The organism is Bradyrhizobium sp. USDA 4501 (assembly GCF_054062115.1).
This window is the reverse complement of sequence record NZ_JBSSEX010000001.1, coordinates 466153-479921: the sequence shown is the minus strand read 5'-3', so window position 1 is coordinate 479921 and position 13769 is coordinate 466153. Positions and strand designations below refer to the sequence as shown.

General features: G+C 66.3%; 10 protein-coding genes. All 10 read right to left on the bottom strand.

The annotated features are described in order from the left end of the window. Positions 1–14: 14 nt before the first annotated feature. The 10 genes from ACVWZM_RS02385 to ACVWZM_RS02340 all read right to left on the bottom strand — a co-directional run bounded on the left by ACVWZM_RS02385 (position 15) and on the right by ACVWZM_RS02340 (position 13707). On the bottom strand, positions 15–2375 hold the full coding sequence (locus ACVWZM_RS02385) for a xanthine dehydrogenase family protein molybdopterin-binding subunit (protein WP_456851704.1): 2361 nt from the start codon (positions 2373–2375) through the stop codon (positions 15–17). A gap of 15 nt (positions 2376–2390) precedes the next feature. Beyond that, on the bottom strand, positions 2391–2849 hold the full coding sequence (locus tag ACVWZM_RS02380) for a (2Fe-2S)-binding protein (protein ID WP_076826263.1): 459 nt from the start codon (positions 2847–2849) through the stop codon (positions 2391–2393). A 16-nt stretch (positions 2850–2865) separates the two neighbouring features. Continuing rightward, a complete protein-coding gene (locus tag ACVWZM_RS02375) occupies positions 2866–3759 on the bottom strand; it encodes an FAD binding domain-containing protein (protein WP_456851702.1) in 894 nt (297 codons plus the stop codon). Further along, the gene (locus tag ACVWZM_RS02370) at positions 3756–4769 is read right to left on the bottom strand and encodes an ABC transporter permease (RefSeq protein ID WP_456851701.1); all 1014 of its coding nucleotides are present in this window, start codon (positions 4767–4769) and stop codon (positions 3756–3758) included. The genes ACVWZM_RS02375 and ACVWZM_RS02370 overlap by 4 nt, the downstream gene beginning before the upstream one ends. After that, complete coding sequence (locus tag ACVWZM_RS02365) at positions 4762–5778, bottom strand: ABC transporter permease (RefSeq protein ID WP_456851699.1); 1017 nt, start codon at positions 5776–5778, stop codon at positions 4762–4764. The genes ACVWZM_RS02370 and ACVWZM_RS02365 overlap by 8 nt, the downstream gene beginning before the upstream one ends. Beyond that, positions 5775–7313: a sugar ABC transporter ATP-binding protein gene (locus ACVWZM_RS02360; RefSeq protein WP_456851697.1), complete on the bottom strand. Its 1539-nt coding sequence runs from the start codon at positions 7311–7313 to the stop codon at positions 5775–5777. Before ACVWZM_RS02360 ends, ACVWZM_RS02365 begins: the two co-directional genes overlap by 4 nt. 72 nt (positions 7314–7385) lie before the next feature. Further along, positions 7386–8486, bottom strand: a complete 1101-nt coding sequence (torT, locus tag ACVWZM_RS02355; RefSeq protein WP_057017107.1) for a TMAO reductase system periplasmic protein TorT — start codon at positions 8484–8486, stop codon at positions 7386–7388. Positions 8487–8589: 103 nt separating this feature from the next. Continuing rightward, positions 8590–10551 carry a hydantoinase B/oxoprolinase family protein gene (locus ACVWZM_RS02350; protein WP_253587232.1) on the bottom strand — a complete coding sequence of 654 codons (1962 nt, stop codon included), beginning with the start codon at positions 10549–10551 and terminating at the stop codon, positions 8590–8592. 3 nt (positions 10552–10554) lie between these two features. Continuing rightward, on the bottom strand, positions 10555–12582 hold the full coding sequence (locus tag ACVWZM_RS02345; protein ID WP_253587231.1) for a hydantoinase/oxoprolinase family protein: 2028 nt from the start codon (positions 12580–12582) through the stop codon (positions 10555–10557). Between the two features lie 165 nt (positions 12583–12747). Continuing rightward, on the bottom strand, positions 12748–13707 hold the full coding sequence (locus ACVWZM_RS02340) for an AraC-like ligand-binding domain-containing protein (RefSeq protein WP_456851695.1): 960 nt from the start codon (positions 13705–13707) through the stop codon (positions 12748–12750). Between the last annotated feature and the right edge of the window lie 62 nt (positions 13708–13769).

Genomic DNA, 13769 nt, shown 5'->3' with positions numbered 1-13769 from the left:
TTTTTCTGGTGTCCCTAGGGCGCCCCGTGAGGACGAACAAGGTTGTCCGCCCACACCTCGGCAATGTGAGACAGTGCCAGACCCGGCTTGCGCTCGAGCAGAAGTTCGAGCACGCGCGGCGGCGTCAGGGGTAATTCCTGCACCCGCTTTCCTGTCGCGTTGGCAACGGCGCAGGCGACGGTGGCGCCGACATTGAGGATCGGCACCTCGCCGGCGCCCTTGGTGCCGAGCGGCCCCACCGACGGCGCACCCTCATAGAGGCTGATCTCCACCGGTACGACGTCGAGCGCAAGCGGTACGCGGTAAGTCTCAAAGCCGCTTTGACTGACACGGCCATTGCTGCCGATCGTCACCTCCTCGTGCAGGGCGTAGCCCAGGCCCTGCACGACGCCGCCCTGGATCTGGCCGTGGATTGCGCGTGGATTCAGCGCACGGCCGACGTCCTGGACCACGCGATAGCTTAGCACCTCGACATGCCCGGTCTCCGGATCGACGGCGACCTCGCAGTCGTGGACGGCGAAGACGGGGATGTCGATCGCGTCGATGAAATGACCGGCAACGCAACCGGGCATCGCCGGCACGCCGGCGCCGGTGAAGGCGCCGGTGCCGGCGACCGGTCCGCTCAGCGCTTGAGCGCGGGTCGCGACCTGCGCGACGGTGCGGCCGGAGCCCGGCGCACCCGCGATCTCGATCCGACCGTCGCGCATGACGAGATCGCCGGGCGCGGCCTCGATCATCTCGGAGGCGATCCTCAAAAGCTTCGTGCGGACCTCCTGTGCCGCCGACAGGCTGGCGGCGCCGAGCGAGACGGTGGTGCGGCCGCCACCGACGCCGACATCATAACCGGCCGCATCGGTATCGGCGGCGCGGACGATCACCTGCTCGGGCGCGATGCCGAGCGTGCTGGCAACGATCTGCGGCAGGCTCTGCATCATCGAGCCGGAGCCGATCTCGACACCCGACGTGACCAGGGTCGCCGTGCCGTCGGCATTCATGTTCACCGTCGCGGCGGACGGGCCGACGAAGACGAACCAGGTGCCGACGGTGGTCGCGCGTCCAAGGAGCTTGCCGTCGGTGCGCGCCGGCAGCGGCGCTGCCGCGTCGCGCAACGTATCCATCCGGTCGAGCATCGGGCCGAGCACATCGCCTTCGAATACCTGGCCGGTGGCGCCGAGATCCTTGTCGCCGAGCACGTTGCGGCGCCGGAAAGCAAGCGGATTCATTCCGATCCGCGCTGCGATCTCGTCGGTGTGCCGCTCGAGCGCGAAGGTGTTGTAGACGCCATTGCAGCAGCGGAACGCGCCGTTCGGCGCCGTGTTGGTATAGACCGCGCGCGAGACCATGCGCACGCTGCCAAGCCTGTAGTTTCCGCCGAGCGTGTGTGCGGTCATGGTGGTCAGGAAGATCTGTTCGCCGCCATAGGCGCCGCAGTCCATCAGCACGACCGCCTCGCGGCCCACGATTTCTCCGTCGCGCGTCACCGCCGAGCGGATGCGAATATCGGCGTTCTCGCGGAACAGGCAGGTCAGCATCTCGTCCTCGCGGGAATTGACGAGGCGAACCGGCCGGCCGCTGGCGCGGGCGAGGAGGGCGGCGAAGGGCTCAACCGCCAGATCGAATTTGAGACCGAAGCCGCCGCCGACCGGCGGCACAGTGACGCGCACTTGCGATGCCGGCACGCCCAACGCGCGCGCGGTTGCATTGCGGACGCTCCAGGGAACCTGCGTCGACGTCTCGATATGGAAGCGGCCGTCCTCGTAGCTTGCGACGACCGCGCGCGGCTCGAAGGCCACGTGGTTCTGCCGGCCGACGCGATAGAGACTTTCGACGATCTCGACGTCAGGCCGCGCAAAGGCGGCGTCGACGTCGCCGCGAACGACGGTCGCCTCCCAGGCGACATTGCCCGCACGCGCGCCGCCTTCGACCAGGACCTCATAGCCGCGCCAGTCCGGATGAACCAGCCGCGCATCTGGTGCCAGCGCCTCCGCCATGGTCAATATTGCGGGGAGTTGCTCGATTTCCACGTCGATCGCCGCGAGCGCGGCCTGCGCCTTCGCCAACGTGACGGCTGCGACCGCGGCAAGCGGTTCGCCGTCGTAGCGAATGACATCGCGGGCGAACAGCGGGTGATCGGCGATGCCGATGCCGATCATGCCGGGCGCATCCGACGCCGTCACGATCGCACGTACCCCCGGCATGCGGGCAGCCCTCGACGTGTCGAGGCGAATGATCCGGCCCGAAGGCAGGCCGGCACGCAGCACCGCGGCGTGCAGCATGCCGGGCAGATATCGATCGATGGTGTAGCGCGTACGGCCACGCAGCTTGTCGGCGGCGTCCCGCCGGCGCAAATCCATCGTCGCGGAAACGTCGGACATGCTTGCGCCTCCCGATTATGCGTTGGCCAAGGCGAGCAGCGTCGCCTCGACGATGCGTTCGTATCCCGTGCAGCGGCAGATGTTCCCGGTGAGTGCGGCCCGGATATCGTCACGGGTGGCGTCAGGCCGGGTCGTCAAGAGATGCGTCAGGCTCACCACCATGCCGGGAAAGCACATGCCGCATTGGACCGCATCGCTGGCCTCGAGGGCCGCCTGGATGCGGTTCAGTTCGCCGTGAGGCGCAAGGCCTTCGACGGTGCGGATCTCGCGGCCATCGGCGAGCGCGGCGGGCAACAGGCACGACGGCGTCGGCTCGCCGTCGACCAGCACCATGCAGGCACCGCAAAAGCCTTCGCGACAGACGGGTTTCGCGCCGGTCAGATGCATCTCCTCGCGCAGAATGTCGATCAGCGGCGTGGCGGGATCGGCCACGGAAGAGAGGCGATCACCGTTCACTGTCAAGTTGAATCCCATGTCGGTCCCCACCGGTTCAGGAGCCAAGCGCTGCGATCGCAGCGCGGCGGACGAGACCGGGTAGCACGCTGACCCGATACCAGGCCGGGGCATCGACGCTGTCGCGGCCGACGAACTCGTCCGCCAACGCGGCCGCAGTCTGCGCCGCCTCCGCCGCATCGAGCGAGCGTCCGATCAGCGCTGCCTCGAGGCGCTCCCAGCGGCGCGCCACCGGCTCGACTGAACCGACCGCGACGCGCGCCGCCTGGACACGGCCCGCTGCATCGATGCTGACCGACAGGCTGACGATGGCGACCGGGTAGTCACCCGATTTGCGTAGCGGCAGGCGGGCATGGGCGCTTCTGCGCGCCGTCCGCGGCAAGATAATCCGCGTCACCAGATGACCGGGGGCAAGGGACGATCGGATCTTCAGGAAATGCGCCAGGCCGATGCGCTCGCGGCCGTCGCGGGCCGACATTTCGACTTGGGCATCGAGGCAGAGCAGCGCCGGCACGCAATCCGCGGCGGCGAATTCCGACGTCGCAAGGTTGCCGCCGATCGTCGCCATCGCGCGGATCGCAGGATTGGCGGAGCGGCCGGCGGCGTCGACCAGGACCGCGAATTCCGGAAGATCGGCCAAGGCCGCCGCGAGGGCCGCGTGCGTAACCGCAGCGCCGATCTCGATTGCATTACTGCCGATACGAACCGCGGTCAGCTCGGCGATCTTGCCGATCGCGACATAGTGCGGCTTCAACCGCTCATGGCGGATCGGTGACCGCATGATCCATGTGCCGCCGGCAAAGGCAGCGCCGGCCGCGCCGAACTCGCTCAGTGCGTCGAGTGCGGAAGCTAGCGAGGGCGCGACGTAGATCGAGGCAGGTGCATCGTGCGTCTCGCCCGCGACGCCCTGCATGGGAGAACCTGTCGTCATTGGCGCCGCTCCAGTCGCAGGCGATCGAGCAGAACGCCGACGATGACGATCGCGCCGAGCACGACCATCTGGACGTATCCGTCGATCCGGGTGAGGTTCATGCCGTTGGACAGAATGGTGATGAACAGGGCGCCGAGCACTGCGGTGCCGACCCCGCCGCGCCCGCCCGCCAGGCTCGTTCCGCCGACCACGGCGCCGGCAATCGCCTGCAGTGAAAGCGCCCCGCCGAGGTTCGGCTCGCCCGATCCGGTCCGCGCCGTCATCATGATCGCGCCGAGCGCCGCAAGCCCGGAGCACAGCACATAGGTCGCGATCAGAGTGCGCTTGACCGGCAGGCCGGCGACCGCCGCTGCGCGCGGGTTGGTGCCGATGAGGTAAAGCGAACGGCCGAACACGGTCCACGTCAGGGTCCAATGGAGCACGGCGCCGACCCCGACCGTGATCGCGATGGCCGCCGGAATACCGAAGACGGTGCCGCCGTAGAAGATCTGCGAGAACGGCGCCGGCACGCCCTGCACGGGCCGTCCGGACGACAGCGTGGTCGCAATCCCGATCGCGATATTGTAGCTGCCGAGCGTTGCGACGAAGGGGTTGACCCCGAGCAGCGCAATAACCACGCCGTTGAAGAGGCCGCACGCGGTGCCGAGCACGAAACCGGCAGCGAGCCCGGCGAGCAGCACGGCGCCTGTACCATGGCCCGAAGCCGTGACGCCGGCCATCGCCAGCGCGGTGCCGACGCTCACCATCGATACGGTCGGGCCGAGTGCGAGGTCGAAGCCGCGTGTCAGGATCACCACGGTCTGGGCCATCGCGAACAGGGCCAGATAGCTGGTCTGCTGCGCGATGTTGAGCAGGTTGGCCGGCGACAACACGCCGCGGTCGACCGCGGCGAAGCCGAGCAACAGGACCACCAATGCGACCGGCAGCACTGCGCTCCAGAGCCAGCGACCCGGCGCCAATTTCGGGCGATCCGCATTCTTGGCGGCGACGGACAATTCGAGGTCAGACACGAGCCTTGCTCCGTCGGCTGAGTTCGTCCAGCGCCACGGCCGCGACCATGATGACGCCGAGGAAGACCGGCTGCAGCCGGGAGTCGACGTGCAGGAGGTTGAGCGCATTGCCCAGGATGGTCAGGAACAGGGCGCTGATGGCGACGATTTCGATGCGCCCGACGCCGCCACGCAAGCTCACGCCGCCGATCACGGCGGCCGCGATCGATTGCAGCATCATCCGATCGCCGCCGAAGCTCGCCTGGCCGGAGCCGACCTGCGCGGTCAGCAGGATGCCCGTCAATGCCGCGAGCATGCTCGAGACAACGTAGGTGCCGACGACGTGGCGCTGGATCGATACGCCCGAAACGATGGCCGCATCGACATTGCCGCCGATCGCGTAGACGTAACGGCCGAACAGCGTGCGCCGCTGCGCAAACACCATCACGATGATGATGGCCAGCGCGACGTGGACGGCGGTCGGCAGGCCGAGCGCCTGGGCCCGCCCAAAGCCCTTCACGAAGATATCGGGCATGCCGTAAACCGGGATCCCGTTGGTGATCATCAGGCCGACGCCCGCAGTCGCCGACATCGTGCCCAGGGTCACCACGAAGCCGGATACCTTGAGCTTCGCCACGCAGAATCCGTTGACGAGCCCGACCACGGCCCCGGAGCCGAGTCCGGCCGCCATCCCGCTGGCAATGATGAGGGCGTTGTTGCCGGGAAACGCGGTGGCTGCGGCGGCCATGGTCTTGGCGGTGACGACGCTCGCGAGCGCCACGACGGCGCCGACCGAAAGATCGAAGCCGCCCGCGATGATGACCAGCGCCTGACCGCAGGCGACGATCGCGAGCAGTGACGCGTTGCGCAGGATGTTGAGGATGTTGATGATGCCGTAGAACTGCGGATCGACCGCCGACATCCCGGCGACGAGCAAGACCAGCAGGGCCGGCAGGAACCCGACACGGCCTGCGATCGATCGCAGGCCGATCGCGCCTTGCGGGTTTGCGGTGACCAGCGCCGTGTTCACGCGACCTCCGCGGCGAGATGGTCGCGGAAGAAGCTCGACAGCACGTTCTGCTCGGTCTTCTCGGCGCCCCTCAGCTCGGCGGCGATGCGGCCGTGATGTATGACGTAGAGCCGGTTCGACAGCGCCAGAACCTCCGGCAATTCCGACGACACCACGATCACGGCGGCGCCCGCCTCGACCAGGCGCTTCATGAACTGGTAGACCTCGAGCTTGGCGCCGACGTCGATCCCGACGCTCGGCTCGTCGAACAGGAACACGGTCAGTTCACGCGTGAGCGCGCGTGCCAGCATCACTTTTTGACGGTTGCCGCCGGACAGTGCGCCGACGCTCCGTTCGATGTTCGGCGGCCTCAGCTGCAACCGCTCCATGATGTCCGCGATCATGGCGCGTTCGGCGGCCTGCCGCAGCACGCCGAAGCGCGCGAACGCGGGCAGGTCGAGCACCGTCATCGATGCGTTCTCGCGGATCGGACGGGACAGCGCGAGCCCTTCGGCAACCCGATTGGCAGGAAAATAGGCGATGCCGCGCTTCAGGCTTTGCCTCGGGGTCGGGAATTCGTAAGGCAGGCCGTCGATCCGGATCACGCCTGATGCCGCGGGCTCGATGCCGTAGACCGCGCGGATCAGCTCCGATTTGCCGCAGCCGACGAGACCGGCGATGCCGGTGATCTCGCCGGCGCGGGCATGGAAATTCACCTCCTGAACGCTGCCGTCCGCGAGCGTCAGGTTTTCGATGTCGACCATCACCTTGTCAGGCCGGTGGGCGATGGCCGGGAACAGCAGGTCGATCCTGCGGCCGGTCATCAGCTCCACCAGCTCGCCGTCGGTCGAGCCGGCGGCGTCGAGGGTCTGAATGTGGCGGCCGTCGCGCAGCACCGTCACACGGTCGGCAAGGGCGCGGATTTCGCGCATGCGATGCGAGACATAGATCAGCCCGACATTCTGGCTCTTCAGGCGCGCGATCAGCTCGAACAGCCGTCCGGTCTCGCGCTCGGTCAACGAGGCAGTCGGCTCGTCAAGGATCAAAAGGCGGACGCGGCCGAGCAGGGCCTTGGCGATTTCGGCCATCTGCTGGTGCGCGCGGGAAAGGTCGTCGATCCGCTGCGCCGGATCGAGATCGAAGCCGAGCTCGTCGATCAGCGCCCTGGCGCGCTTGCGCATCTCGCGCGAGCGCAGCACGCCGCCATGGGTGACCTCGCGGCCGAGGAACAGGTTCTCTTCCACCGTGAGGCTCGGGATCAGCGAGAACTCCTGAAAAACCGGGCTGATGCCGATCGTACGGGCCCGCTGCGGCGTGAGATGATGGATCTCCTCGTCGCCAAAATGGAACGTGCCTTCGTCCGGCGGAAACGTTCCCGAGATGACATTGATCAGGGTCGATTTGCCGGCGCCGTTCTCGCCGAACAGGACATGAAGCTCGCCGGCACGAACGTCGAGGTCGACCCGGTCGAGCGCGCGAACGCCGGTGAAGCGCTTTGATATCCCCCGCAATCGAAGCAGAGGCTCGGCAGGCTTCGGGTCAATCTCGACATCCATCCGCGTCTCCGTTGGGCCGTGAGCAAGACGGGTGGGAGCAGGTGCTCCCACCCGGCACCATTCGCGAGCGGCTTACTTGGCCTTGACCGAATAGACCGGTGTCCAACTCGCCGGAGCCAGCACGAGGTCCATCTGCAATTTCGGTACGGTGGTCTTGTCGATGACAGCGGCGATCGGCTGGACAAGGCTCATGACCGGCTTCTTCTCGATGAGACGCACTGCCTGATCGATCGCGACGGCGCCTTCTCCGACCGGATACTGGGTTGCGAAGGCGAGGATGTCGCCGCGGTTGAGCGCGTCAAGCATGGCCTGGTTTTCGTAAGACGATACGATCTTCAGGTCGCTTCGGCCGGCCTCGGCAACGGCGCCGATGGCGGCTTCAGCGGTGGGGGCGGTGCCCCAGATCACGTTCATGCCGGGATAGGCCTGCAAGGCGTCCTGAATGAGCTGAAGCTGCACGGCGACGCCGGAGTCGCCGAATTTCTCGGCCAGAATCTTGGCGTTCGGGTTCTTGGCAACGGCCTTCTTGAAGCCTTCGTTGAACGACTCCGCCCAGCCAGAGCCGGCCGGACCGGGGAACGTCACGATGTTGAGCTTGTCGCCAGGCTTGGATTGCGCCAGCAGGCCGGCGCCGGTGACTTCGCCCATGGCGACGAAGTCGACGTAGTTGGCCGCGGGCAGCGCGTTCGGCGGCAGCGGGTTGGTGACGCCGACGACCGGAACGCCCTTGGCCTTGGCTTCCTCGAACTTCTTGCTGAGGCCTGCGCCGGAGATGGCGCCGACGATGATGGCGTCCGGCCCGCTCGCCATGCAGTCATCGAATTGCGACAGCTGTTTCGGCAGGTTCTCGTAACCTCCGGCCTCGTAGAGGTTCATGTTGACGTTCATCGCCTCGGCCTGTTTGACGATGCCATAGGCGACGGCGACCCAGAAACTGTCCTTCATGTGCGGAAACAGCACGCAGAGCCTGTACGGCTTCTCGGCCTTCGGGAGCGGCGTGTACTCGGCCGGCTTCGGTGTGCCGGACGACGCGTCGTAGACCTTCATCGGAAACCACGGCGTCTCGGCCGCGGCCGGCGCGACCGCAGCGGCAAGGGCGAGGCCGGCGGCAAGGCCGAGCGCGGGGCGGATCGGCCAAACTCGATTGGGGGAAAGGCACGTCGTACTCGTCATAGCACAATCCTCATGGCTCGAATGAAAGTGGAGGGGCGGTGTCGGATCCAGTTTTTCGTGAACGCTCTGTGCGGTCTGCCGACGTCGCGGCCGGCGATGGCATTCAGCCTGCTTTCCACGTTGCGACCGAGCGCCGCTCAAACACCTCGCGGAACTGGCGCGTGGATTCGGGAAGCAAGGCACCGGTGCCCCAATCGAGGATCACCGCGTGCTTGCGGATCGCGTCGAGCGCGTCGATTGCCCCGCTGCGATAGCGTTGCGCCACCAGCTCCGGATCGAGCCGGACATTGGCGACACGCTCGGAGCGGATCTTCGCACGGAGCGCCTCGGTCGCGACCTTGTCGACCTCGTAGTTACAGAGCTCGGCGTCGATGGTGTGCACCACGACGCCATAGTCCTTGGCGGCGCGCTCGACCGAGACATAGTCGTCCTTGATATCCTCGACGACGAGGTTCGGATCGCGCTCCAGCGGATCGCCAAATCCGCCGCCGCCGGCGGTCGGACGCGAGAAAGTGTCGCCTTCGCCGATCGGGACGTCCGAGAAGATCGAGCCGAGCCGCTCCGCGGCCGTGCTGCCGGCGCGCTTCAGGGTCAGGCCGTGCGGCATCGACGGCAGGCCGCCCTCGATGCCCCACACGATCGCGCGCTCGCGGTCGCAGATATAGGAGATCACGGTTTTCTCGGCCTGCAGCATCCGCGACGTCTTCACCACGCCGGCGCCGCCGCGCCACTTGCCGGGGCCGGGCGAGTCCTTGAGGATCTCGCATTCGGTGGTCAGGATCGGGTTGGCGCGCTCCTGGCCTTCGACCGGCTGCGACATCAGGCCGGTGCCGAAGCAGGCGGTCGTGACATTGCTGCCATCCTTGCCGTTGCGCCCGCCCCAGCCGCCCGGCAGCCAGTCATAGAACATGAAGATCGGCTTGTCGGAGCTGCGGGCATCGAGCCCGCCGGTGAGCAGATATTCGAGATTGAACGCGCAAGCGAGCGCGCGCTCCGGCATCAGCTTCGACCACATTTCGTAGATCGAGTTCATGATCTTCTCGAACGGCATCAGAAAGCCGGTGACCGCGATCGGCCATTTGGCGTCGACGATCGATCCTTCGGGAGCGATGATCTCGAAGCAGCGGTAGAAACCGGAATTGAGCGGCAGGTCGGGGAAGAAAGTCTTCATGCCGGCGGCAACGGCAGAGAAGGTTGCACCGAACGCCGAATTGTAGATCGAGCCGATGGTTGGATGGCTGCCGGTGAAGTCGTAGATTGCGCGATCGCCCTTGATCGTCATCTTGATGCGGATCGGGATCATGCCTTCGCCGCCGGCCGGATCGCGGTCGATGAAGTCGACGGTTTCCCATTCGCCGTCGGGGAGCGCCGCGATGCGCTGGCGCGCCGAACGCTCCACATAGTCCTGGACGGCGGCAAGCCCGGTCTCGACGGTATCACGGCCATATTTGCCGACCAGGCGCAGGATCTCGCGTTCGCAGACGGCGGTGGCTTCGGCCTGTGCCTGGATGTCGCCGATGATCGAGGCCGGATCGCGCGTATTCGACGCGATCAGATGCGCGACGTCCTTGCGCAGGCCGTTCTTGTCGAACAGGCGGACCGGCGTGATGCGCAGGCCCTCGCGGAACATCTCGCGGGCGGCGACGTCGAACGATCCCGGCACGCTGCCGCCGACGTCGGACCAGTGTCCGTTGGACTGGCTGAAAGCGATGATCTTGCCGTCGGCGAAGATCGGACGGATCAGGCGCACGTCGGAGAAGTGCGTGCCGCCGGCATAGGGATCGTTGATGGCGAAAACGTCGCCCTCATGCATGTCGCCTTCGAAATGGCGCATGACATCCTTGCAGGTGAAATGCAGCGTGCCGACGTGGACGGCAATATCCTGGTTGCCCTGCGCCGCGCATTCACCGTTGGCGTCGTGCAGCGCGCTCGAGAAGTCGCGATTGTAGATGACGAAGGAGTAGCAGGTCCTCAGGACCTGCTCGCCCATCTGGTCGACGCTGGTGATGAAGGAGTTCTTCAAAACCTCGAAGGTCACGGGGTCGAGCGGGAGAGCTCCGGCCATGGTTTACTCCTTCACGCGGATGATGATGTTGAGATATCTGTCGACCTCGGCGGCGGCGCCGGGCGGAACGACGGTGGTGGCATCGACCTGCTCGATGATCGCGGGGCCTTGAAAGGAGAAGCCGCAGGGCAGGTTGTCGCGCCGATAGACGGGTGTATCGAGCCCGCTGCCCTCGAACCAGACCCTGCGGCGGCTGACCGGCTCGGGGCTAGCGCCGGTCGGCTCGTGGACGGCAAACTCGGCCTTGGGGACCACGCCCACTGCCTTCAGATTGAGACGGAAGAAGCTGACCGGCGCGCTGTCGCGGCGGAAATTGTATTCGCGCTGATGCTCGGCATGGAAGCTCTGCACCAGATCGGCGATCGCGCCGATCGGCCGCGGCGCGTTGACGGCAAGCGAACGCCACTGGCCGCGATACATCATGTCGATCGAGCGCTGCAGCACGATGTCCTGCTGCGCGACGCCCTCATGGATCAACCGTGCGAGCGCAGCCTTCTCGAGCTCGGCGAACTGTGCCTCGATCTCGGTGGCGTCGGCCTCGGCGGCGTCGACCATGCAGCTCTGCGAAAAATCGTGCTGCATGTCGACGAGCAGGCAACCGAGCGCTGAGGTCACGCCGGGATTGAGCGGAACGATCACGACGGGAATCGCCAGCTCACGTGCGACGTCGACCCCATGCAGGGCACCGGCGCCGCCGAACGCCACCAGCGCAAAGTCGCGCGGATCGTAGCCGCGACTGATCGAGATCAGGCGCACCGCATCCGACATGTTGGCATTGGCGACCTTGACGATTGCATCTGCGGCTTCGTGCAGGCCGAGGCCGAACGGCTTGGCGACGCCGCCCTCGACCGCTTGCCGCGCCAGCTCGGGGTCGAGCTTGACCTTGCCGCCGGCGAGATCGGTGCCAAGCCGGCCGAGCGTCACATTGGCATCGGTGTTGGTCGGCTGCGTATTGCCGTTGCCGTAGCAGGCCGGTCCCGGATAGGCGCCGGCCGATTGCGGGCCGTTGCGCAGCGAGCCGGCCGGATCGGTCCAGGCCAGCGAGCCGCCGCCGGCACCGATGGTGAGCACCTCGATCGATGCGAAGCGGATCGGATAGCCGAACTCGATGTGCCAGTCCTTGGTGATCCGCGACTGGCCCTCATAGGCGAGCGACACGTCGGTCGACGTGCCGCCCATGTCGAGGCCGATCGAATTGGGGAAACCGCAAAGACCGGCGATATGGCGGCTGGCTATGGCCCCGGCGGCGATGCCGGAGCCGGCAAGGCGCGCCGCGAAATCCTTCACGCTCGCCGGCGTCATCACGCCGCCGCCGGTGTGCAGCAGCAAAAGATCACGGGTGTAGCCCTCGTCCGAGAGTCGTTCGCCGAGCCGGCTGGTGTAGTTGACGACGACCGGGCTCACCACGGCGTTGGCGACCGTCGTCGAGAACCGCTCGTGCTCGAAGATTTCGGGAAGCACCTGCGAGGAGATCGAGACCGGAATATCGGGCATCTCGGCCAGCAGAATATCGCGCATGGCGCGCTCATTGGTGCCGTTGAGATAGGCGTTCATGAAGCACACCGCGACCGCGGCGACGCCGCGACGCTTGAGGATGCGTGCGACGCTGCGCGCAGCTTCGACGTCGAGCGGCTCGATCACCGTGCCGGCAGCATCGACGCGTTCGGGCACGGTGAGGCGGTCGCGCCGTGGCACATAGGGCCGGACCACGTCCTTGTAGGTGTCCCAGAGGTCTTCCTTGTTGGCGCGCCGGATCTCGATGACGTCGCGGAACCCCTTGGTGGTGACCACCGCGGTGCGCGGCAGGCGGCGGGTGATCAGCGCGTTGGTGGCAATCGTGGTGCCGTGCGAGAACAGCGCCACCTTGGACAGGTCGATGCCGGCCTTGGATACGCCGCCCATGATCCCTTCGATCGGATCGCGCGTGGAGGAGGTCTTCTCGATGCGCACGAGACCGGTCGTCTCGTCCATGATGCAGATGTCGGTGAAGGTGCCACCGACATCGACGGCCACACGAAGGTTCTGCGCCATGCCTCTTCCTTTCGAACGAGCGTTTCGCCGATCTTAGGCAGAGCGGCGGCCTTCGTTCTTGACGCTGAGCGCAGGAAGATTTGTGCGAGAGAGCGAACCGTGCCGGTGCCCATACATGCCCAGACCGGCGGCGGTGTGCCTAAGAATCGATCAGCAGGCCAGTCTTCAGGAGTTGGCTGTGCGCGAAATGGCGCGGGCCTCGCTCGGGGTGCATCCGAACCGGCCGCGATAATTGCGGCTGAACTGCGCCTGGTCGGCAAAGCCCCATTGATAGGCGATTTCCGAAATGCTCTTGCGGCAGTTCGCATCGCGCAGCAGGGCGTCGCACATTGAAAGGCGCTGGTTGCGGATGTAGGCGCAGACGGTCAGACCTTCGCCTTCGAAGATCTGGTGCAAATAGCGCAGCGAGATGCCGCAGCCGTCGGCAATCATCTGCGGCGTGAGCCGCATATCGTCGAGACGGGCCCGGATGAATTGCTCGCAACGCAGCAAATGGCCGTTGCGCACGGAGGACGAGTGACCGGTCAACACACGGTCGTCGGATTCAATGGCCATCGCAAGCAGCTCGATCAGGTGCTTGCCCATCATCGTGCGCGCCGTCTCGTCCATTTCCTCGATCCGTTCACCGGACAGGCGCAGCGTGTCGACGAACAGCGCGCCGACGCTGCGGCTGGCGTCGAATTGCAGCGTCGCGAGGCGCTCGGGCCGGGAAATGCGGGCGCGCAGCACCGCGCTCGGGATCTTCAGACACCACAGCGCCGTCGGATCCTGATGGCTGAACTCGTAGGGTAGGTGGCTGCGCTCGATCAGGAACGCGCCCGGGCGGCAATGCACCACCTTGCCGTCCTGCTCGAAACGGATTTCGGCGAGTTCGGGCACCGTGATCAGGAAGGATTCCTCCCGCTCGCTCAGGAGATGCCGCTCATGCCGCTTGTACAGCAGGCCATTGGCGATGTTGCGGGACACCGAGACAGGGCCCATCGACCAGGCGCCAAGGCGCGCATTGAAGTCGCGCGTGCTCGGGAAGCGCAGGTCGAGCGAGTAATAGGTCTTCGAGACGACCTCCTGCCAGTACTGGCGGCGGGTCTGCAACGGGATGTCGTTGGTCGTGTAGGCGACTTGCATGTCTCACTCCCGCAGCCGGCTGTGCTTCCGGTCGTCGTGTCCCCGGGCAAAGTTTGGCGAGG